Source organism: Paenibacillus sp. FSL R7-0210, assembly GCF_038009085.1.
GTDB classification, from domain to species: Bacteria; Bacillota; Bacilli; order Paenibacillales; family Paenibacillaceae; genus Paenibacillus_AQ; species Paenibacillus_AQ silagei.
The window spans coordinates 636,777-660,678 of the sequence record NZ_JBBPAR010000001.1 but is presented as its reverse complement, the minus strand read 5'-3'; the positions used below and the strand labels follow the sequence as shown (position 1 = coordinate 660,678).

The following is a 23,902-nucleotide window of genomic DNA, read 5'->3' as shown; positions in this document are numbered from 1 at the left end:
GGAGCAGGGGTGGAAGTGGCACGCGAACAGGGCGTTAATATCAGGGGCAGGGAGTGGAGGATCACAATAACAGGGAGTGTAGGTAGGGCAGACTGTATTATAACAGGGTGGCGGCACAATAAATTCGGTTTATCGTGTACATTTGGTCCGGGCGTACCTCCACTAGCACAATTGGCCCTCTTACCCTTGCTGTGGCATAATGTATTCGGTTTCCGCAAACATATGGTCCTGGAACACGTTCAATAGCACAACTGCTCCTCTAACCCTCGCTGTGGCACAATGTATTCGCTTTTTCGCATATATTTGGCTATTTACACGCCTACTAGCTCATTGTGTTCGGTTTTCCGCATACATTTTGTTCGATTGCCTTAAAGGAGGGTGCTCCCTCCTTGGGGTAGGACCGTTGCTAGTTTTGAGCGTGGACCCAAAAAAAGACAAAAAAAAGAAACACCCTTCACAGCTCATATGAGCTGCTTCGGCGGCGGACGTATGAGAAGGAGTTCATTCCCTGTCATACGTCCGCCGAGGTGTTTCAAATAATGTCGGCTTAGCTGTATTATAACAGGGGGTTGGAGGTGTATCTGTGATTCTCATCACAACCAACCCCGTCTTTCACATTTTTTCCAAAAGAATGGTTGAACCCCCGCCGCCCTGCTCTGCAGGAACCACAATCAGCTTGCGCGGCAGGCGGGCCCGAAGCTCAGGAACATGGCTGATGATGCCCACAGACAATTGGTCATTATGCAGTCTCTCCAGTGAAGTGATAACGGTGTCGAGCAGATCCGGGTCCAGGGTGCCAAAGCCCTCATCCAGGAAAAAGAATTGCAGCGGGTATTGTCCGCGCAGCTGAATCTGGGCTGACAGGGCAAGCGCCAGCGACAGGGAGGTCAGGAAGGTCTCTCCCCCGGATAACGTGGACACAGGACGTCTAACGCCGCCGTTCCCGTCATCCCGGATGACGAAGCCCCCGCCTGAATCCACCTCCAATGCATAACGCTGCTTGCTCAGGAACCGCAGACGCTGTGACGCAGCCTGGCATACCTGCATCAGCTGCTCCTCTGCAATATACTCCACAAAGGCGTTGCCGCGCAGTACGGTCTGCAGCTTGGATAAACGCTCCTGCATCGCCGCATGTCCGGCCCGCTTGTCCTCCAGCTCTACCCAGCGGATATGGCGCTGCTGCAGATCCTCCAGATCCCGTTCTGCCCGTGCACGGGCCTGAAGCGAGGCTTCATCCTCCTCTTTGCACCTCAGCAGCGTTTCCTGGCTCTCCTGCCATTCTTCACTGCTGAGCACAGCTCCAGCCAGCTTCTCTTCAATACTCCGCAGCTGCAGCAGGCACTCCGCCTCTTCTTCGCGGTAGGACTTCACACGTTCGGCAGCTTCTGCCCGTTCTCCGGTCTCCAGCGATGAGGCCTCCACTTCTGCGGCCGAAGCGAACGGCGAAGACTGCAGACTCTCCTCCCACTGGGCGGCGGCGGCGGTATAATGCTCCTGCGCCGATTCTGCCGCCTGGCGGGCTACCGCAGCTTCACGGGTCTGCTGCTGCGCCTTGTCTGCTGCCCGGCGGTGTTCCTGCCGGCTGCGCTCCAGCGCAGTCTGCAGCTCCAGCAATCTGCGTTCACACCCGGCCAGCAGTTCCCCGGCAGGCCGGCCGCCGGTCCCTTCGCGAAGGCGCTGCTCTTTATCGCGGGCAAGCGCCTCTTTGCCTTCAAGCTGCGCATCCCACTGCGCCAGCTCCTTGTCCAGCCCGGCCAGCTGCTCGTTCAGCGTCTGCACGGTGAGGCTTTTCTCGTCCAGGAACTTGACGCTGATCTCCAGCCGGCTGCGGATCTCCTCGGCGCGTTCATCCTTGCCAAGCATCTCCTGATACGTTCTCTCCGCTTTCTCCGGGGCAAGCTCCGGGAAGAGACGGCTCCATTCCTCCCTTAGCTTGCCGGCTGAAGCAGCCAGCTCCTCTGCCTTGGCAGACAGTCCCTGCAGCCAGGTCTTCTCCGCTTCGGCACCTGCCGCTTCCTTGTGATACACCTGCTCCAGCTCCTGCAGGGAACGCTGCCAGTCCGAAGCCGCGCGGCGCAGCTCTGCGGAGCGTCCTCGCAGTGCGGCCAGCTGATCATTCAAGGCAGACAACCGGCCATCCAGCGCGGATAAGGCTTGTTCATCCGGGAGCTGCGCGGTTGCCTGAGAGTCGGGAGACTCCGAGGCGTTTAACGAATCAGGTGCGGCGTGTGAACCCGAACTGTTCAGAGAGTCAGATGCTGCATAAGAGCCGGAACTGCTTGAGAGCTTGGAAGCCTCAAGAGACTCCGAAGGGCTCAAGGAATCAGAAGCGTTGTGAGACTCAGAATTGCTGAGAGTGAGAGATCCGGCATCCGAACCGGAACTGCCTGAGAGCTTGGGTGCGGGTGCGGCGTAGGAAGTAATGCTTGCCGTCTTGTTCGCAGCCGCCTCTGCCCCGGCGGCGCCAGCGGCGGACTGGTGCAGCGCCTCTTCGGACGCGGCTCCCGCTAGCCCAGCGAGCCACGAGCTGTCCTGCTCCAGCAGGCTGCGCAGCAGATGGCGCGTCTCCAGCGCCTGCCGGGCCTGAGCGCGGACATGGCGGAGCCTATTGTCCAGCTCCCCAGGGTCCCCCTGCTTCTGAACAAGCGCAGGGGAGGGGTGATGCTCGCTGCCGCATACCGGGCAGGGAACACCTTCCTGGAGTTCACCGGCGAGTGCCTGCGAGAGCCGGTGAACCTCCTGCTCCTTCAGCGCAGCCTCCAGCGCGCTGATGTGCCCCTCCAGGCGGCCGGCAGCGTCTCCCGCTGCCCCTTCGGCCGTCCGCAGCTCTTCCTGGTGCAGGGCGGCGGCGGCCAGCAGCTCTCCGCGCCCGGCATCCAGCGCCTGCCGCCGGGACCCGGCGGCGGCCAGCCGCACTTCCGCCGCTGCGAGCACAGCCGCGCGGCTCTGGCGCTCACGTTCTGCCGATTCCCGCTGGGCCTCGGCAGAACGCAGTCCCTGCAGTCTCTGCATGGCTTCCTGCAGAGACTGCCGCTCCTGGGAGCGGACCGCCAGTGGCTGCAGGCTCTGCTGCAGCTCGTGCTGTTTCTTTTGGCCGCGGGCCAAAAGCTCACGCTCCCGGGCCAGGCTCTCCCGCCCGGCGGCCAGGCCCCGGGCGGCTTCCTCGCGGCGCACCTGCAGCGCCGCCCGCTCGCTGTGCAGTGCGCCGAGCTCGGCCTCCAGCTCGAGCGCGCGCCGGTACCGGCCCTCCTCCTCGCGGAGGGCCGGCTCGCCTGCGGACAGCGCGGCCTGGGCCGCTGCTTCCGCTTCCGCCCCGGCTGCCGCCTCCTGCACGGCGGCGGCGGCCAAGGCCTCAAGGCCCCCGGCGCGTGCCGCCCGGGCCTTCCAGGCCTCCTCCGCGCTGCGCCAGGCCTTCAGCGCGGGCAATCTCCGCTCGGCCTCGTCCGCCTTGCCGAGCTTCTGCTCCAGGAGGAGGATCTGCTCCTCCTGGGCCAGCAGAGCCTGCCGCTGCGACTCGCGGCGGGCCCGTTCCTCCTGCAGCTCGCGGATGCGGGCGAAGCGCTCGGCGCGCTCCGCAGCCTCCGTGAGCCGCCCCCGGCAATCCGCCGCATGACGGATCGCCTCCTGCACACGGACGGCGGCCGCTTCCACATCTGCCTTGCCCGCGCTGCCCAGCCCCTGCTGCTCGGCCTCCAGAGCGCGCAGTGCCGCCTCGTTCTCCTTGACGCGGCGGCTCAGCTTCAGTGCCAGCCCGTCGCCGTACTGTTCCAGATGGAACAGACGCTGGAGCATCTGCCTGCGGTCCACGCCCCGCAGCGACAGGAACTCGGCGAATTTGCCCTGCGGCAGCACAACGGCCCGGGTGAAGTCGTCCATCTTCAGCCCGATGTGCTCTTCGACACAGCGCGTAACGTCCGCCAGCTTGTCGGCCATCACAAGATCCCCGTCCGCCTTGACCTCGATGAACCGGCTGATCGTATTGCTGACCGACTGCTCCCCGGTGCGTTTGAACTTCCGTTCTACGCGATAGCGACGCGTTCCGGAAGAGGAGTTCAGCTCGAAGGTGAAGGCCACGCTGAGCTGGTCCTCGGAATGGTTCATAATCCCCTGGGTTCCGTTCACGGCGCGCTCCACTTTGCCGTACATCGCCAGTGTAATCGCGTCCAGCAGACTGGATTTGCCGCTGCCCGTCGGACCGAAGATCCCGAACAGCCCCGTCTCGGTCAGGCTGGCAAAATCAATCTCCTGCTGCGCCCGGTAACTCTGCAGCCCGGATAATTTCAACAATATCGGCTTCAAATCAGTTCTCCTCCCCTTCCGCAGCTTGATGCCGCTCTTCTTCCGCCAGCTCCAGGAACAGCTCAATCAGGCTGTCATCCGGCTCCGCACCGCCGGTCTGGCGCTGATAGAACCTGCGGAACAGCTCCTGTACCGGCATGCGGGAGCGGGACATCTCTTCCAGCTCCTGCTCCATCTGCGGATAGACCGGCCGGATATGGACGATGCCTTCCCGTGACTTGCGCAGCCGCTGGATATCATTCATGGACATGGCCTCGGTTAAGCGCAGCTCCAGATCAATGAATGCTCCCTCATCCCTGCCCTCATCCAGCCAGCCGTAGACCTCCTGCAATCCGCCCGCAGATCTCCAGTTCACCAGCGGCCGCCCGCAGGAGAGATAGATTTCCTCGAACACCGGCTCCCCGCCGGGTGCGACATTAATCATGGCCACCGACTTGGCCTGGCCTGCCTCAGAGAAGCTGTATGCCAGCGGGGAGCCGCTGTAGCGGATCATCCCATCGCCTTTGACCCGCTGGGCGCGGTGAAGATGTCCAAGTGCCGTATATTGCGCGCCGCAAGAGAGTGCCGAAGGATCAACGGTATAAGCGCCGCCGACCTGAATCGGCCGTTCAGAGTCACTCTCCACGCCGCCCAGCACATAGATATGGCTCATCGCCAGATTGACGGTCTGCGGGGTGAACTCGCGTCCAAGCAGATTCATCAGCCGCCCCACCCGGGCGCTGTAAGCCAGCCTCAGCTCAGCCTCCCCGCTATCCCCCGCGAGCAGCTCGCCGAGACGGGCTTCGGAGGGGTAAGGGAGCGCAGCGATTTTGGCAACCTCGCCGGTTCTGGCCGCATGCACCGTGACCGGTTCCGAAGTCGGCATTCCGACGAGCGTAATCCCTTGTCTGCGGACAAGCGGGGACACGGAAGCTACGCGCTCCGGCTGGTCGTGATTGCCCGAAATCACCACCAGCGGACGTCCGCCTGCCGTCAGTCTGGCCGCAGCGTCATAGAACAACTGCTCCGCCGCAGCCGGAGGATTGACTGAATCATAGACATCCCCCGCCATCAGAATCAGATCCGCCCCGGAGGAGTCGGCTATCATAACCAGCTCATCCACGAACTGCTCCTGCTCCTTCTGCCGGCTTCGGCCCTCCAGCGTCCGCCCCAGATGCCAGTCTCCCGTATGCAATATGCGCATTTCCGCCCTCTTTTCCCCGCCTGTCTGCGGCAATTATAGATTCAAAGAATGTATGCTGTTTTTCACATACATTCGGTTCATATGCCTGCGTGCAAACACAATGTATACTGTTTTTCACATACATTCGGTTCATACGCCTACGCGCAAGCACAATGTATACTGTTTTTCACATACATTCGGTTCATATGCCTACGTGCGAGCACCATGTATGCTGTTTTTCACATACATTTGGTTCATATGCCTGCGTGCAAGCACCATGTATGTTGTTTTTTAGATACACTCGGTCCATATGTCGCTGTTCCAGCCGGTTGCATTCGGCTTATAGCATACATTCAGCCTTTAACCGTGAGATTAGATACACTCTTGCTCTTCCCGGCGATCCTTCAGCCACATTCAGCCAGCAAAGCCACTCTACGAATCATTCATAGAACTCTTATCCATAAATATCATTTCAGTCGACAGCCAACGAACTTCAGACCGCAAGCATGTATTAGTCTAAAATACCGCGTAGCACCCTAGATCCGCCTCATCCTCATCCGCCGCAGCTACCGCAATCCTTCCCCGCCAATCACAATCTCACAGCATGTCCGCCGTCGAAAAAGTACAGCCACACCTCGCTGACCGGCTCGCCCAGAATATCCAGCAGCGCCTTACTGTACAGCTCCAGCTGGAAACGGTATTTGTCCGACAGCTGTGTAAGCCCGTCCCCGTGCGGAGGGATATGATCTGTTTTGTAATCCAGCAGAATCAGCCGCCCCTCTTCCCGGAACAGGCAGTCAATCACCCCTTGAATCAGTACCGTCTCTGCAAAATCACCGCCGCCGCGTTCATCCGCAAGTCCGGCAGCCGCTTCGTCCAGATAGTCAAGCCCCCGGTAGGCTTCACCGGCTGGCATCGTGTAACTGAAGGGCTGCTCTCTGGTCTTCCAGGCAGAATGGAACAGTCTGTGTCCCAGCTCACTCAGGCAGAACTGCTCAACTTCCTCCAGCACCACCGCATCCGCCTGTTCCTTGCTAAGGATAGCAAGCCTTTCAAGACGCGCAAGCGTAGCCTCCAGCACAGACCGGTCTACCGGCTCATCCAGGGGGATATGCTGCATCACCGTGTGATAAGCCGTTCCGCGCTCGGCAGGGGTAAGTCCCCGCTGCTCCATGAATTTCGGCCGCTGGAGATGCAGGCTGTCCCTATACCCGCGTTCGTTCCGTTCGTCCGGTCCACCCGGGAGCTTCCGCTCCTCCAGCTGGTCGTAAGACGGCTGCTCCTGCATCGACAATAACCCCTTGAGTTCGGTGACAGAGGTCTTAGCAGGGATGCTTGACGCTGCCGCATACCGGTAAGTCCAGCCCAGTCTCTCCGCTATCTGCGCAGCTGCCGGGGTTTCAGGTGTTGACACCGCCCTGCCCCTGCGGAGCGCCTCCAGCATCACCCGGCGTTGTTCGTTTTTGTCCTGATCGCCGTCCCCGGCAAGAAAAGCGCCAGGGCTAAGCTCCGCTGCGCCAGTCACCGTAATGCTCCAGTTCGACTCATCGCCATGCAGCACCGTGGATACCGGTCCCTCACTGCCTGCCAGCTTGCGCAGAATAGCAGCGGCAGGGTGGCGGATCAGCGCCGGTCCCACCCAGTCCAGATAGCTGCGGCCCCGGGCCAGCAGGTGATCCGCCAGCAGCAGCTCTTCGCGGCCCTGCATCGCTGCCCAGCCCGAAACCGTGCGCGGCAGATCTCTGACCGTGCCGACCAGAATCATTTTGTCGCGCGGACGGGTCAGTCCGACATAGAGCACGCGCATCTCCTCAGCGAGCAGCTCCAGCCGCGAACGGCGGTTAATCGCAAGATAGGGCAGCGTCGGGTAGCTGACCCGGGTCTCCCGCTCCACGAAGCGCGGCCCGAAGCCAAGCTCCTTGTGCATCAGGAACGGAGAATGCAGATCCTGACGGTTGAACATTTTGGCCATGCCTGCCAGGAAGACAACAGGGAACTCCAGCCCCTTGGACTTGTGGATCGTCATAATTCTGACGCCCCCGGCCTCCTCGCTGCTTCCTCCGGCAACCCCCAGATCGCCGCCATTCTCTCTCAGCCGTGAGATGAACACCAGGAAGCGGAACAGCCCTCTGGCCGAGGTCTCGTTCTCGAATTGAACAGCCCGGTCATAGAGCGCCTTCAGATTGTTCTGGCGCTGAAAGCCTCCGGGAAGCCCCCCGACCCACTCCAGATACCCGCTCTCCCGGTAGATCCTCCAGATCAGCTCGCTTAAGCTTCCTTGCCGGGCGGCATTTCTCCAGTTCTCCAGCCTGTCCAGAAAGGACTTAAGCTTACGCTGCAGCGTAAGCGGAATATCCCGCAGCGCCACTGAAGCATCGGTTCCGTCAGCCCTATCTTCCTGTACACTCTCATTTCCTGACGATGGCGTAAGCTCTGACGCGGCGGCTGTCTCTCCGGCTGTGTCACCGGTACCGGCCCCCTGCCCCGCCAGCAGCGCGGCCTCCCAGAACAGGTCTGACGAATTATTCCGCAGTGCTCCCCCTGCTTCAGAGGCCGCAACCAGCGCATCGTAGAACGTCCCTCTGCTGCACAGCCGCACCTTCGCCAGCTCCTCCTCGCGAAGATTCACTACCGGTGAGCGCAGCACTCCGGCCAGGGGAATGTCCTGGCGTGGATTATCGACAATCTGCAGCAGGGAGAGGGCAATCTCTACCTCGGTAGCCTGAAAATAACCCTTGTTCTGGTCCCCGTACGCCGGAATACCCTCACCCCGCAGCTCCTCAATCATCAGCGGCGTCCATACCCGGGCCGAACGCAGCAGAATGACAATGTCGCCGTATACTACGGGACGCATGATCCGCAATCCTTTATCATAGATCAGCAGCGGCTCGCCACCGGTCATTCCCGTCATCTGTGAGATACGCCGGGCAATGGCCCGTGCTTCCAGCTGCGCCGTCTCACTCTCGGCAGCCTCCAGCTCCAGAAGGGGCAGCTCATCGCCCTCTGCCGCTTCGTCCGCCGGACCCGGGGCTGAGGCTCCCTTGTCGATCAGCAGCAGCTCCGGCGCAAAATAAGTATCCGGACCTTTCTCCGCAGCTCCCGGGAAGTTCGCTCCGTACACCAGCTCTGCCCGCTCATCATAGCTGATCTCCGCGACATTGCTGTCCATGATCTGCCGGAAGACCATATTCACCGCATTCACCACTTCCAGCCTGCTGCGGAAATTGCGGGCCAGATCGATGACGAGACCATCTTCCCGTTCCTCCTGTCCCGGATCAGCCCCCGCCCGGCCATCTGCCTCAAAGACATGCAGGGTGCTACCTGCACTGTCTCCGTAGGAAGGATCATTACTGAACCTGCGGTATTTATCCAGGAACAGTCCCGGCTCCGCCAGGCGGAACCGGTATATACTCTGCTTCATATCCCCGACCATGAAACGGTTGCCGGGGAATTCCCGGGAGATCAGCCGGACAATCTCCTCCTGCACACTGTTAGTATCCTGATATTCGTCCAGCAGCACTTCGTCGAACTGGCTGCGATACTCCATCGCCGCATCCGACGGGAGCGAATGCCCCGGCTGCGAGTCCGGATGGCGCAGAATCTGCAGGCAGTAATGCTCCAGATCACTGAAGTCCACCAGCCCCCGGCCCGCCTTCTCCAGACGGTAGCGTTCGCCGAACGCGATTACGGTCTCCGCCAGCTCCTGCATCAGCGGAGCCGCCGTATGTAGTTCACTCAGGAAGGATTCCGCCGGACGGCCGAACAGGGATTTTTGCAGCTCGAGCAGGCTCTTCTTCACCTGATCCCGGATTGCCTTCACGCTCTCCTGAAGCAGCGGATCAGTGGCATCCTTCTTGCAGGGCTTCAGCTTCCCGAAGGAGATCTCCATGAAGATATCATACAATCCGGCCCAGGGCTGTGAGTCCACCGCGTCCAGCAGGCCTTGCGCCATCTCCAGATCGGCAGCAAGATTCTCCGCGTAAGGCGCCGGACCGGCGGGTTGAAGCGCAATGTCACGCCCCTGCTCTAGCTGGCTGATCGCCCCCTTCAGCGTCAGCCTGGCTTCGGCAAGAATACTCTGCACCCAAGGCGTATGGCTCAGAGCCTCAGCATCCGGCAGCGCAAAGTCGGCTGCGGTATCCCGCAGCCACTGCGCAGGCCAGGGGTGGCTGCGCGCGAAATCATGCAGCCGCTGAATCAGCGAATGCACTGCATCATCGCTCCGTTCACCGCTGAACCAGTCTGCGAGCTGCACGAACAGGGTATCTTCCCCGTCCTCGGCAACCTCGCCGTATTTCTCTTCCAGCAGCTCTTCCAGCAGCTCCTGGCGCATCATCTCCGCCTCATGCTCATTCAGGATACGGAAGCCGGGATCGATCGGGATCATCTGGTAATACCGGCGGATTACTTCAAGGCAGAAGGAATGCAGTGTGGTAATGGAAGCTCTGCCCAGGAGGGCAAGCTGGCGGCGCAGATATTCATTCCCGCCTTCACTGTCCTCCTCCAGCTTACGCTCCAGCGCTTCCCGGATACGCTGGCGCATCTCGGAGGCGGCAGCCTTGGTAAATGTTGCCACCAGCAGCCGGTCCACACTGAAGCCCGCTTCCTCATTGCTGATTTTGCGGATAATCCGCTCGACAAGGACTGCCGTTTTGCCGGAACCGGCTGCCGCTGCCACGAGAATATCGCTGCCGCTCTCGGCAATGGCGCGCCACTGGTCGTCACTCCACAGACTGCCTTCCGGCTTCGTTTCGGGTACAGGTCTTGTGCTCACAGCTTCTCTCCTCCTTTGCGGGACAGCAGATCCCAGATCACTTCTTTGCCCGGCTTACTTAGAATGTTATAGCTATTGCCCTCCACCGCTTCATCGAACTGGCAGACGGGACGGAAGGAGCAGAAGGTACAGGCCGTTTCCTGCTGAATGCGGTAAGGCTGTATTGCCACATCCCCCTCTGTAATGCTAGTCCCGATCTCCGAGATCGTGCTGCGCACTGAGGACCGCAGTTGCCCCCACTGTTCTGGGGTAGCTACGGATGCGCTGCTGTAGAAGCTGCCGTCACTCTTCAGCGCTACCGGAACAATAGAGGAATACCCTTTGTCGAGTGTGGTATCCATCAGCGATACTACCTCACGGTCGGCGGTCAGCAGGCCCTTCATCTTGAAGCGCTTCATCAGCTCCTGCTCCGCTTGCTCCCGGTTCATTCCGTTGGCTGAGGTCAGGAGCGGATCATGAACGTGGAAATAGAGCGCTCCGGCAGGCAGTGCTGCCTGGCCCAGCCATTGCTCGGAATAGGTCAGCAGCACATCAAGGTAAGTCAGCATCTGTAGCGACAATCCATAGTAGACCTCATGCAGCTTGAGATCCTTCTGGCTTGATTTGTAGTCGATCACCCGCAGCAGAATCCCCTGCTCCCCTTCAGCCTTATCCACCCGGTCAATCCGGCCGACCACCTCCATAACACAGCCGTTCGGCAGTGTGATTCTCAGCGGAGGCAGCTCCTGGCCCGGGCCAAAATCCAGCTCCAGCCCGACCGGCTCAAAACTCCCGCGCCGCGAATGCTCCCCGAGGATGACGGAAGCGCGGCCGACAATATTCTTCAGCTTGCGCGAGATATAGCCGTAGCGCTTGCTGCTCATCAGAATCTCTCCCTGTAACAGCGGAGACAGCTTATCCACTGTCGCCCCTGCCTCACGGCGGCATTCCTCCGCAGTCATGCTGCCCCAGCTGCGGCCTTGCTCCTGCAGCCGCTTCGCCATTTCACTAAGGGCCGCATGGAAAAGCTGCCCGATATCCGGAGCTTGGAGCTTATAGAGCTGTCGCTCCTTCAGCCTCAGCCCGTAGGAAGCGAAATGAGAGAAGGAGCAGGCAACGAACCGCTCCATCCGTGACACGCTGCCGCGCAGCGTAGAGCCGCCATACAGGCGCAGGCTGGTCTCCTTCTTCAGCCGTATGCCTTCATTGCGGTAGAACAGCGAGCCGAGCAACCGCTCCAGCTTCAGCTTCATGGACAGATCCGCATGGCGGTATTCCGCTGCCTGTTCATCCGCAGGCTTGTCTGCACCCTGCTCCGCCGCAAACCAGTTATAGACCTCCCACCACATGCCGGGTATCTCTGCCCCTTGACGCCACTGGCGGAGCTGTAGCAGCAGCATGCGGAGCGTCTGCTCAGGATGGCCGATGAAGTCCATATGGACAGCGTCGTCATCATTGCCGCTCTGCGGGAAGCCGGAGAGGAATTGTTCATCTAACTGCTGCGCGAACATTCCCTGCAGCTGGCGGATGACCTCCGAAGGTAGCAACGCTTTGCCCTCATCGTCAGCTACGGCATAGCTGATCCACAGCTTCCTGCTGGCAGTGGTAAGCGCATTGTAGATCAGGAAACGTTCATCCAGCAGCTTCCGGGATGAGCCCGGCGCAAGCTCCATACCGGACTTCTCCAGCATAAGCCGTTCCCCTTCGGACAGAATGCCGTCTTCCTTGAACTGTGCCGGAACCACTCCTTCGTTGAAACCGAGCAGGAAGGCGTACTTCACCCCCGACACCCGGGTACGGTCCATCGTACCTACCAGCACCTGGTCAAGTGCGGGCGGGACGAGCCCCATTTTAAGCTCAGCCAGCCCGGTCTCCAGCACCCCGGCGAACAGGCTGAAATCTATCCGTTCCTTGCCCATCATCTCGGCAATCTGGTCCAGCAGACCCAGAACAGCGCCCCAGAGCTGGCTATGCTCCCGGGCAGCTTCCGGGCGGCCTTGCTTCAGAGACTCCGCTCCCATCCCTTCGAGCTTCCGTGCCGCTTCCGTATCCTCCAGCAGCAGATATACCGCCCGGCATAGCTCCAGACCGCTGCGGCTGGCTTTGATTCTCTGTTCAAATGCCTGCAGCGGTCCTGTAATCGCACTCCGGCAGGCTTCCATTCTGGATAGCATGGCTTCATCTACAGCCTCACTGCCCTCCAGGGAGAGGCGCGGAATCCCCTTCCAGGAGCGCCCGTCCGTCCAGCGATAGCCGTGAATGCCGCAGGCCAGCACATAGTTCTCCAGCTCATCCATATGGGCACGGGTAATGTTTCCGTCCAGCGGGAGCAGCAGCTCTGTCTTCACGCAGCGGAACACATCTTCATAACGCCAGCGGCGGCGGACGACATCGAGAGCGGAGCGGATGAATTCCACCAGCGGATGATGCAGCTCACTCTGCTTCTGGTCCAGGAAGAACGGAACGCCGAAGTCCTGAAATAACGGGGCAATCAGCGGCTCATAATCAGCCATATTGCGCATGAATACCGCCATTTCCCCATATTTGGCCCCCGATTCTCTGGCCAGGGCCTGCATCTCGCGCAGCATGCCCTCCACCTCGGTGCGGCGTGAAGCCCCAGCTCGGATGCTGATAGCTTCCTTCACCTGTTCAGCCGGTCCCGTCCAGGGATGCCGGCGCTGTAATCCGCGCTCCAGATGCGCGAGTACGGGAGCGTCCTTGAACCTTGGCAGGAGGGGCGGAGCCAGCAGCTCATCCCATACGGTAAGTCCCATCTCCTCCGCTATTCCCCGGAGCTTAATGTAAGTAACCGCCGCCGGATGGAACAGCTCCAGCTCATGCGGGGCAATGCCCGGCGGATAGATCCGGTCCAGTGTGAGCGCAATGTTCATTGTGCCGGCATACTGCATCAGCTCACGCAAGACGACAAATTCCTGGTTGCTGAAGCCGTGGAAGCCGTCCACCCAGATCTCGGCGCCGCGGATATAGGCAGAGTCCGCAATATGCTCAGCCAGTTCGGCCAGTCTGTCCTCTTCATCTATATAGAGCTGTGACATCTCCTGGTCCAGCTCGCTGAAGACGAGATGCAGATCATCCAGCTTCCCGGCCAGAATAGGGCTGCCCAGCGTGGCATCCCGCATTCTGCCGATCTGCTCCTCCAGGTCTCCGGCTCCAAGACAGCAGCGCTTAAGCTCCGTGTGCAGACTGCTGAGCCGCTCCACAAATCCCGGCCGGTCCGAGGAAGCCCCGAACAGCTTCAGCTCCTCCTTGCGCTTGCTGATAATCTTGTAGATCAGCATCTTCTTGCCTTCTTCACTGATAGGCAGACTTGCGCTGCCGCCGGTCTCCTGCTTCACCCGGTAGGCAAGCCGCGAGAAGCTAAGCGTCTGGGCACGCAGACTCCCCTTCACGCCGCCCGCCGCAAGCAGTCCCCGTTCCGCTCCGAACGATCCCTGCTCGGGAACAAGTATAATGATCGGGGCCCCCAGCGGCTCTGCCTTCAGCCTGGAGGATACCCGCTCCCATATTGTAGTCGTCTTGCCGCTGCCCGAGCGGCCGATGATGAAGTTAACCGTCATTTCAGCAGACTCCTTCCGTTGAACCCTGGCACTCTATGCAATACCAGAATCTATGAAACTTCTCGTCTCAATAGTATAGCATACCTCCACCGCACGCTCCAGAACGTACGTTTGCCATTGTTTGCAAATGCAGAAATAAAGAAGACTCTCCCGGAGCCGCGCAAACGGCGGGCGGAAGAGTCTGAATAAATGCATGTAAATTAGGTTCAAGGCTAACAGTTACTGCTGCAACTCCTCCCAAGTGAAGCACAAGACCCTTATTCCTTCCGCTCCGTCCAGCCCAGGGTGTCCGGGCCGATTACAATGGTGCCGATCGCATCTCCGTATACATAGGACAGCTCGACCCGCCGCCGCTCCGCATCCACCACGCAGGTGCTCACGTGCAGCGGACCGCTGCCGTCTGCCGCATCGCCGGGCAGGCACAGCGTCAGAATTCCAGCCTTTCCGGCCCAGGCCGCCCGGCCCTCGATTACCGGAATCTCTGATTTGGAGCCGTAGACCTCCGATACCCAGCCCTGCTCCTTATTCACCGTGAACTGTTCATCCTTCAGGCCGCTGGTCATCCAGCTCATATTCAGCTTCACTGTAGAGCCGGGATAGACCACGGTTGCTGCAGTCCGTGCGGCGACGGCAAATCCTCCAGCTGCGTCTCCTCCGGTTCCAATAACGGCTGTTTCAGCTTCAACTTCAGCTTCTCCGGTCACGGCTTCTCCAGCCGCTCCGGCTCCGGAAGACAGCTCCAGCACCGCCTCCGGGTGCAGATGGAACCGCTGCTCCAGCTCATGCTCGCCATCCGCCTCCAGCCAGTCGGCAATCAGCAACAGCGGCACCTCCACGCCCAGCAGCACCCAGCGCCGGTGCATTACCGGACCGGGAAGACGGATGTATCCGTTATGCGCGGCATCAATGAAGTGGTAACGGCTGTTGCTCTCCCAGCGGAAGGTGCTGGCCTTAGCCACAGGCTCGCCCCATTGCTGGGTAGAGATATACGGCGTCTGATCCAACCCGTCTATGGTAATAGTGTTGTGTGCCCGGGTGCTTTTGAAATAACGGCGCCATTCCCCTTCCTCATAGGTGTACCTCCCGGTATCGGTGAAGAGCAATTGCCCGTTCCACATCCACTCCAGATTCAGCGCATCGGCATGACCGTGCGCTCCGCCCATCTCTGCGGCATCGAAGAACAGATACTGCTGCGGGTCCCGCATCACATAATACCCGGTCTGCACAAAAGCCACGCTGCTCACCGAAGGCGCAGACTCCGCCTGAAGCTGCACACACCGCTCATACGCCTCGGCTCCCAGCAGCCAGAGGCATTCTGCATTGCCCGTGCCGCGTCCGACCAGTGCATCATCCTTCAGAATGGCGCCCAGCAGCGTCAGCCGCTGCCGGCCGCTGCTGATCCAGTCGGAATCGCCGATCCCGGTGGACTGGTGATCCGGGCGGACCAGCGCTTCGGTGAACGCGGCCATCTTGCGGAGCTGCCCGCCGTACCAGGCGGAGAACGGGTGGCAGGATAACGCGCCCAGCAGATAAGGCGTTCCGAACATCTCAATGGCCGCATCATGATAATGGGTGGTCAGCTCAATCTGAATCCCTTCCGGCCCGACCTGATGCAAAAGGCACAGCTCCAGGCGCTCCCCGGCCAGTTGCCGCCAATACGGTGCGCGCGGATGCTCATGATGGAAGACAGCAATCATATAGAGGCCCTGCATATGCATAATCGCATGATTGATCTCCGTGCTGCCCAGGTAGCGGGTCAGATATTCAGCATGCTCCGCAAGCCCCTCCAGCAGCTCACTGCGGAAGTGTCCATCCAGCAGCGGGCTGTCCTCCATATATTTGTACGCAGAGATCCATGACTGCACCCGCAGGCCGGTCTCCAGCAGACGCCATGGACCTAGCTTCTGGAAAAAGACCGCTTCCTCATACGACGGGATCACAGGAACCGGGTTCTGCTCGCGCCAGCTGCGGAAATGCTGCATAAAGGCCGTAACGTATTCCGGCTTGCCATTCATCAGATAGGCCTTGCCCAGATCCAGCATATGCCAGTGGCGGTTGATGCCCCAGGTGAATTCGGGGTCGTTCGTAGGATTATGCAGCCAGTCTACCACCGGCTTGCCCAGCGGAATCCAGCGGCTCAGATCACCGGTATAAGGAATAATGAATTCATTATTCACGGCATGCTCGGCAATCTGGACCGAGTTCTGCGCCTCGATGGGGAAATGACGGGCATAATAAGCGGCAGCGCTGCGCAGCTCAGATGCGTTCAGATAATAATCCTTCATTCCTGCTTCTCCAGGAAGTCCTCACGAAACGGATTGAACACATCCAGAATCACGGAATCCTCCAGCGCCTTCACACCATGCGGAATATTGTAGCCGGCATAGAAGCTGTCGCCCGCCTTCAGAATACGCGTCTCCTCCCCGACCTTGACCTCAAAGCTGCCCTTCACAATGTAGCTGATCTGCTCATGCGCATCATGGGAATGAACCTCTCCGATGCCGCCTTTGGCGAAGGTGACCTCCACCATCATCATCGAGCCCCCCTTTGCAAGCAGGGTGCGGGAACTGCTCTCATTAAGAACCGTCTTTGCTGCTTCGCTGTTCTCTAAAATCATTTCGGATCTGCTCCTCTCTCAATATGCAAGAAAGCGGCCGAATCTATCATGCATCGGCCGCCACCTGAACCTTACCTCTTATTCCTCGGTGGATAATTTACCCTGCAGCTTCGATGCGTCAAAGCTTGGATCGGCCACAATATCCGTTGCGCCGGAGGCTCTTGCTTTCTCTAATGAGACATTATACCGGGTATCCAGGTCTTTGATAATGTTGTCCACATCGCCGCCGGTGAAGACGAATGCCGAGAACGCATCGCTCCATTTGCTGCCTTCCAGTGACCCTTCTGTAATGGTCAGCGGGTTCGCCGGATAAATCGCGTCATAACGCTTCGGCAGGAAGCCTTCAATGCCGGGAATGCTTGGTTTTTTGCCGGAGCTGATGACTGTAGGGATCAGGGAGATGCCGTAGCCTTTTTCATAATACTCGCTTTGCAGGCTGTCGCTGTACACATACTCCATGAACTTCCACGCTGCTTCCTTGTGCGTGCTGTCTGCGCTGATGCCGATGTAGGAGCCGCCGATGATCTGCGATGCACCCTTAATCGTTCCGTCCGTAGTCGGTACAGCAACGGCAGCCCAATTAGCGGTGGTCGGGAACTGGTCTTTGTAGACGCCGGGCTCTGCCGAGTGGTTAATGTACATGCCGATTTTGCCTTGGGCGAACTGCGCGCGCAGCGGATCAATGTCCAGACTCTCTACGCCAGGCAGCATGCTGCCGTCTTCGTTCATCTGACGCAGGGCCAGCGCAATATCCTTGTACATGCTGAAATCAAATTGGCCGGTCTTGTAATTGTAGCCGTCAATGCCGGTATTGTTGCTCGCGCCAGCTACGGTATTGGATGCACGCCAGAAGCCGCTTGAGCTCTTGAACGGGCTGGCAAAGCCATATATGCCGTCCTTTTTGCCGGTTTCGGTAATCTTTTTGGCGGCAGCAACCATCTCGTCCAGAGTTTTTGGCGGATTCTCAATGCCCGCTTGCTTGAAGATATCTTTATTATAGATCAGTCTCCAGATCTGTCCGGTGTTGGGCAGGGTATAGGTCTTGCCGTCCACGGTATTCTTGTTCTCCAGCAGGCTGTCCTTGAAGGTCTCCTTCATCTCACTGCTCATATAATCATTGATCGGGGCCATGTAGCCTTTTTTGTAATAGGTCTGGAAGTCGTTGATCTGAAGCACATCAGGAGCCTGCTTACTGGCAAAAGCGATATCTACCGCCTGCGGATAATTGTCCCCCATCACGGTCATTTCCACTTCGATGTTATCCTTATTCGTCTTGTTGAATTCATCAATCTTGGATTTCATGAAATCGGCGTCGTGACGGTCGGGTGTCCAGTAGAGGATTTTGGTTTTGCCGCCGCTTGCTGCTCCGTTATCTCCCTTGGCGTCCGCCGGTTTGCTGTTACTTGCCGCGGGCTCCTTATTGCTGTCGGCAGCGCAGCCGGCCAGACTCAGTGCCAGAACTGTACTCATTGTTGCAACAACCCATTTTTTATCCATCGTTATGCCCCCTTGTGCTTGTCCTGACAGCCTGCAATCGGCTATCTGTTAACGTAATCATAATGGTTCCGCTTTCAGTGGGGTGAGGGACATTCTAACTTTGTAAGGGGGAAAAAATGCTTGTCCCTGTTCCTTCAGCTCCTGCTTATTTCAGGTATTTCTGCCGGAATGCTGTGGGCGTAAGTCCGCAGTATTTTTTGAACAGGCCGCTGAAATACGGGCGGTCCTCATAGCCGAGCATCAGGGAAATCTCCTGCACCTGCGCCCCGGCAATCAGCAGCTCCTTCGCCCGCTCCATCCGCAGCTTGGTAATATACTGAATCAGCGTCATGCCGGTCTCCTTCTTGAAGGCGCCTGCGAAATAGCTCGGGCTCAGATGGACGGCCTGCGCGCAGCTGTTCAGAGTCAGATTCTCCTCCAGATGCAGCCGGATATATTCTCTGGCCCGGTTAATGGACTGTGTTACATCGCGGAACTGCTTGCTATCGACGAATTCACAGCCCATGCTGGCGAAGTGATTGATATAGCTTTTCCAGCCGCCAAAGGTTAAAGAACGGTTCTCCTCCAGCGCCGTCAGGTCAGCCTCCAGCTGTATGCGCTCCTCTTCCGTGATTTCATCACAGAACGCCCGGTACATAGCGAAAGTCAGCCCGGACAAGAGACGGACCATCGACAGCGGATCAGGATATCTGCCGGAGAGGGTCCACTGCCGGAAGATCTCGCCGATGATCTCATGACAGCCTTCTTCATTGCCGGATTTGAGCGCGTACAGCAGCTCCTTCACCTTCTCCTCAGGATAGTCCGGGGCTGCGCGGTTCTCCGGGTCCAGCTCTGTGAAGCGGAAGATACAATTCCCCTCACTGTAAAAGCGGTAGGCCAGCGCTTTGGCCGCATGCACGAAGGAGGCCCTGATCTCACGCGGTCCCCGTGCCGCTGTGCCAAGGCCGATCGAAACGGTATTCTTGCTGTATTTCTCCACATTCTCACGGCACAGCTCCAGCAGCTCTACCGTATCCATGGCCTCCGGCGGATTAAAGATCGCGGCCAGCCGCTGTCTGCTCTCGCGCAGTACAACGCCGCGCGTGTGCATTTTCAGCGTCTCGTCCAGTATGTTCTTGATCGCAAAAGGAATGATCTCACTGTCATCCAGATGCAGAGTGTACCCGTATTCGGTATAACAGTCCAGCTCAATAGCCATCACCAGCAGATTGCCGGCGTCCAGGTCGATGCCGAGCTCCTGCCAGCGGCTGTCACTCAGGCTGATATTGGTCTCCTGGCGCAGCAGAGCGGTGAGATAATCCTGGCGCAGCTGCGCATGGCTGGCCATCATCTTCTGCTCCATTTGCTGTATCTGCTCTGCTCTCGCCCGCTCTTCTTCAATAGTCTGCTTCACCTTCAGCACAGCGTCCACAATCTCCGGCTGGGTGAACGGCTTCAGCAAATAGTTGGAGGCGCCCAGCTTGATCGCCTCCTGCGCATAGCTGAAATCCGAATACCCGCTGATGAATATGAATTTGGCCCGCAGCTTCGCTTCGGCAGCCCGTTTCATGAGCTCAAGACCGCTGAGCTTCGGCATACGGATATCGCTGATAACGATGTCGGGGTCCTTCTCCAACAGCAGCTCCCAGCCCTGCTCACCGTTGCCGGCGGTCCCCGCCACCTCCATTCCATGATCCGCCCACGGGATCGTTGAAGCAATTCCTTTGACGACAGTCTGAATATCATCCATTACGCACAGGGTCAACGGGTTCATGGCAGCCTCCTAAAGGATCGGTATCGTGACGGTTACAGTTGTGGCAATATCGGGAATGCTGCTGAAGGCAATCGATGCGGATTCACCGTAGTGCAGGCTGAGCCTGCTGCGCAGGTTGGACAAAGCATATCCCCTGCGCTCCGCTTCGGTGCCGTTCACCGCATTCGCAAGTTGAGCGGCATCCATGCCGCAGCCGTTGTCCGTGACCCGCAGGATCAGGAATCCGGCAGCGCGGTAGATGCGGATCTCAATTCTGCCTAGCTCCGCTTTGTCGCGGAAGCCATGCAGAATTGAATTTTCCACCAGTGGCTGAAGCAGAATCTTCAACATCCGGACGGACAGATAGGCGTCATCCTCCACCTCTATCGTATAGGTGAACAGATTCTCATAGCACTTCTGCTGGAGCTGCAAATACTGCCGGACATGCTGGACCTCCTGCTGGAGGGTCGTAATATCATTCCCGTTGTTCAGCCCCAGGCGGAACAGGAGCGACAAGGCCACGATCATCTCGCTGACATCGCTTTTCTCGCCATTCTCGCTTTTCCAGAAGATCGTATTCAGCGTATTGTATAAGAAATGAGGGTCCACCTGCGCCTGTAGCGCCTTGACCTCCGACTTGCGCTTCTCCTGCTCCGAGGTCCGCACCTCCTGAATCAGAACCTGAATCTGGTCCAGCATCCGGTTGAACTTATGGCCGACGGCGCTGACCTCATCCTCATAGCGGCTCTGAAACCGCACATCCAGATCGTTATACTCTACCTCTACCATCAGACGCTGCAGCTTGTTGAGCGGCTTCAGCAGTGCAGAGGCGAGCAGGTTGGACAAGGCCAGCGCCACCACGGTGCAGATTAGCATAATCCAGAAGATCAGCCAGCGGATCTGCTTCAGCGGCTGCAGCAGGTCTGCTTTGGACTGAATGCTGACCATAACCCAGTCCTCATTCATCGACAGCGTGCTGTAATTGACGAGCAGCTCCTCGCCTGAGACATTGATATAGTTGAAATCTCCTGCCGTCCCTTGGTTGAACCGGCTGACGAAATTCTGCTCCGTATTGAACGCGTAGGTCTGCGTCTCCGGCCGGATGACCATCGACCCATCCTTTTGCAGCAAAAAGAGCTGAACCTGATTATTCATCAGATCCTGCTCCAGGATGGACCTCATCGCCTCCTCCTTCATGTTCACAACCATATAGACGTCCGGGAAATTATGATTGTCAATTACCGTTGGCTTCAGCAGCAACGAAAGCACCCGGCCCTTCGACTGAAACAGCTCGCTCTGATGCGCCCCCAGCCACAGGGTATTCCAGCCCGGCCGCTCCAGATAGCTCCCGTACTTCTCCTTGAAGTTAGTCTTCCGTTCGGGGAAATCCTTAGTGGAGTAAAAATCGCCAATCGGCGTACTGAGATAGGTCGCATCGATCAGCGGCTCCACCAGCTTAAGCTGGTCAAAGGAGGTCTGCAGCAACGACAGATTCTGATAATAATTAGCGGAATTATTGTTGCTGACATCTTTCATCACTTGACCAAAGCTTTCGCCCAGCATCAGGGAAAAGGAAGAAACCACGATATGCCGGAGATGCTCGTCCATCACCTGAACCGATTTGTTCAGAATGCCTTGCTTCAGCTCAAGTGCACTGCCCTGAATGCTGCGCGCCGCGAAGAGATACGAACCGACTCCGGTTACACTGATGCAGAGTATGGCGAGAAAGATGTACAGCACCTGAATTCTTTTCTTCAAAGACTGCTTGTAGAAACCGAGTTTCATCCGTGAACCACTCCTTGCCACCCATTGTAACAACAGTGCGGGCGGAACACTACTCTTTCCGGGACTACCCTTTGACGGCGCCGAGTGTGACCTGCATGAAGGATTTGTTGGCGAACACATAGACCACCAGCAGCGGCAAAATGGACAGGCAAGCGCCGGCCATCATCAGCTGTACCTCTGACGCCGCTCCGATTCCGTAGCGCAGATTCGCCAGCCCGACCGGAAGCGTCTGGAGCTGGGGATTGCTCATCGTGAAGACCAGCGGCAGAATATATTCATTCCAGGACCCCTGGAACGCCCCCAGTCCGGCAACCGCCAGCGCAGGCCGCAGCAGTGGCAAGATGATACGCAGGTAGACAGAGTAGAAGTTGCAGCCATCGATCATCGCCGCTTCGTCCAGGTCGCGCGGAATGCTCTGGAAGAAGCCGATTAAGATGAAATAACAGGTGGCATGGGCGCTGATCAGGATAATAATGACACCCCAGAGCGTCTTGTTCAGGCCGAGCATGACCATCAGGTCAAATTGCGGACGCAGCACCACGGCCCCGATAGAGATGAACAGCGTGGAGGCCATGAGCAGGGAGTACGCTTTTTTGCCGATAAAAGACACCCGGTTTACCGCATAGGCGGACATCGAAGCCACCAGCAAAGTGCCGACAGTGGTGACCACGCTTACAAATATACTGTTCAGCGTATAGCGGGAGAAGTTGGCGTTCTTCCACGCTTCCAGGTAGTTCGAGAAATGCCAGCTTGACGGCCAAATGGTTGCACTGCCGGTCAGCTCCTGGTTCGTCTTGAACGAGCCCAGCACGACCATGATGATCGGGAACAAGGCCAGCAGGGCGGCCGCAATCAGAAAGATCCAGAGCACAGCCTTGCCGAGCAAGCGGGTCAGCAGCGGGGACATGACGGAACGGGTATGGGTACGGGTGTTATTCATTCTGCTCTCCTCCTGTCGGTTCTAGTACACATCGTTTAATTTCTTGGAGATCCGGAAGTAGACCAGCGTCACGCCGCCCACAATGACTGCAGTGGTGAAGCCGACTGCGCTGCCATAGCCGAGCTGCTGGATGGACTGCGCTTCCGCCGAGACCGGGAATAGGAGCTTGAACAGGTACAGGTACATGACTTCTGTTTTGCCGTACGGCCCGCCTTCGGTCAGGACCATAATGCTCTCATAGCCCTTCAGCGAGATGGTGATCGCCAGCATGATAATCATCTGCATCACCGGTCCCAGCAGCGGGATGGTCACATTCTTCAGCTTCTGGAATTCATTCGCCCCGTCCAGCGAGGCCGCTTCGTACAGATCATTCGGAATGCCTTGGAGTCCCGCGAGGAACAACAGCATATAGTTACCGACGGCACCCCAGATAGCAATAATGATGGTGGTCATCATGGCATGGTCGGCGCTGAGCCAGCCAACCGGTTCGCTGATGATATGGAAGCGGATCAGCAGCTGATTCAAGATCCCGTTATAGGAGTTGAAAATAATGAAGAAGACAATCGCCATCACCGAGGCGCTGAAGATCGTAGGCAGATAGTAAATCGCTCGCAGGAAGGAACGCCCTTTCATTTTGCGGTTCAAGATAATCGCCAGCAGCAGCGACATCGGAATCGTCACCACGAGCTTGCCGAGCGCATAGATCCCGGTATTGCCGACAGAGGACCAGAACTGATGGTCGCGCAGCACCCGCCCGAAGTTATCGAGGCCGATAAATACAGGCGTCCCAAACCCCTGATAGTCATAGAACATATACCGCAAGGCCCACAGCAGAGGATAAATGCCGAACACCAGGGTCAGGAACAAGCTGGGAAATACAAAGACGTAGGCATGTATTTTTTTCTGTTTCATAAACGGCCCCCCTTAGAATCTGTACCTTGATTATAGAGGGAACATCTAAGCGGCCGGGATAGGGAAATCAACTATTGAAAGGGGAGGATGTTACTGAGCTGGGGCGGCGGGCCGAAGGCACGACGTTGGCGGGACTGGGGTGGGCGGCGAGAGGTGGGTGCGGCGGGCGGCGGGACTCCGGCGGGCGGAGTGAGACGGGCACAGCGTTGGCGGGACTCCGGCGGGCGGCGTAAGACGGGTACGGCGGGGGCGGGACTGGGGCGAGTTTTGTGTTTTAGGTAGCTTTAGGTGTATTTGGTACAACTAAAAGCGGCCGAAATAGCGCTTTAACAGGTTTAAGTGTATTCTCTGCAACTAAAAATCAGATTTTCATCTCCACAGTTACTCCTAGCCGATTTTAATTGTACAGAATACACCTATCTCAGCTATTCTGGTTTTGGGCGGTCTTTTAACTGTACCAAATACATCTATTTGTATGAATGCCTATTTACCCTCTCCCTTCTCACATAGAACGTTTAGCGCGTACCCCTCTCTGCCACCTTACATACTTATCCCTCAGAGCACTCTACACCAGAACCCCACTTAACTAGATCTGTAGCATCAATGTTTACACAGGTACTTTACAGG

The 23,902-nt window shown here is 58.1% G+C and carries 11 protein-coding genes; all 11 read right to left on the bottom strand.

What is annotated here, in order from left to right:
• Nucleotides 1–612: 612 nt before the first annotated feature.
• The 11 genes from MKY64_RS02865 to MKY64_RS02815 all read right to left on the bottom strand — a co-directional run bounded on the left by MKY64_RS02865 (nt 613) and on the right by MKY64_RS02815 (nt 23,275).
• Nucleotides 613–4,299 carry an AAA family ATPase gene (locus MKY64_RS02865; protein WP_339250266.1) on the bottom strand — a complete coding sequence of 1,229 codons (3,687 nt, stop codon included), beginning with the start codon at nt 4,297–4,299 and terminating at the stop codon, nt 613–615.
• A gap of 1 nt (nt 4,300) precedes the next feature.
• Complete coding sequence (locus tag MKY64_RS02860; protein ID WP_339250268.1) at nt 4,301–5,482, bottom strand: exonuclease SbcCD subunit D; 1,182 nt, start codon at nt 5,480–5,482, stop codon at nt 4,301–4,303.
• Between the two features lie 568 nt (nt 5,483–6,050).
• Entirely contained in the window at nt 6,051–10,235 is a 4,185-nt protein-coding gene (locus MKY64_RS02855) for a UvrD-helicase domain-containing protein (RefSeq protein ID WP_340950815.1), read from the bottom strand.
• On the bottom strand, nt 10,232–13,792 hold the full coding sequence (addB, locus tag MKY64_RS02850; protein WP_340950813.1) for a helicase-exonuclease AddAB subunit AddB: 3,561 nt from the start codon (nt 13,790–13,792) through the stop codon (nt 10,232–10,234). The genes MKY64_RS02855 and addB overlap by 4 nt, the downstream gene beginning before the upstream one ends.
• Before the next feature lie 257 nt (nt 13,793–14,049).
• Complete coding sequence (locus MKY64_RS02845; protein WP_340950812.1) at nt 14,050–16,077, bottom strand: alginate lyase family protein; 2,028 nt, start codon at nt 16,075–16,077, stop codon at nt 14,050–14,052.
• Nucleotides 16,074–16,409, bottom strand: a complete 336-nt coding sequence (locus tag MKY64_RS02840) for a cupin domain-containing protein (protein WP_036724361.1) — start codon at nt 16,407–16,409, stop codon at nt 16,074–16,076. The genes MKY64_RS02845 and MKY64_RS02840 overlap by 4 nt, the downstream gene beginning before the upstream one ends.
• 78 nt (nt 16,410–16,487) lie before the next feature.
• Nucleotides 16,488–17,906 (bottom strand): ABC transporter substrate-binding protein, encoded by a 1,419-nt coding sequence (locus MKY64_RS02835; RefSeq protein ID WP_340950811.1) that lies wholly within the window; start codon nt 17,904–17,906, stop codon nt 16,488–16,490.
• A 145-nt stretch (nt 17,907–18,051) separates the two neighbouring features.
• On the bottom strand, nt 18,052–19,659 hold the full coding sequence (locus tag MKY64_RS02830; protein WP_339250276.1) for a response regulator: 1,608 nt from the start codon (nt 19,657–19,659) through the stop codon (nt 18,052–18,054).
• A 9-nt stretch (nt 19,660–19,668) separates the two neighbouring features.
• Nucleotides 19,669–21,423 carry a sensor histidine kinase gene (locus MKY64_RS02825; protein ID WP_340950810.1) on the bottom strand — a complete coding sequence of 585 codons (1,755 nt, stop codon included), beginning with the start codon at nt 21,421–21,423 and terminating at the stop codon, nt 19,669–19,671.
• Nucleotides 21,424–21,487: 64 nt separating this feature from the next.
• Nucleotides 21,488–22,363 (bottom strand): carbohydrate ABC transporter permease, encoded by an 876-nt coding sequence (locus tag MKY64_RS02820; RefSeq protein WP_340950809.1) that lies wholly within the window; start codon nt 22,361–22,363, stop codon nt 21,488–21,490.
• Nucleotides 22,364–22,384: 21 nt separating this feature from the next.
• Nucleotides 22,385–23,275 (bottom strand): carbohydrate ABC transporter permease, encoded by an 891-nt coding sequence (locus MKY64_RS02815; protein WP_036724369.1) that lies wholly within the window; start codon nt 23,273–23,275, stop codon nt 22,385–22,387.
• Nucleotides 23,276–23,902 lie beyond the last annotated feature (627 nt).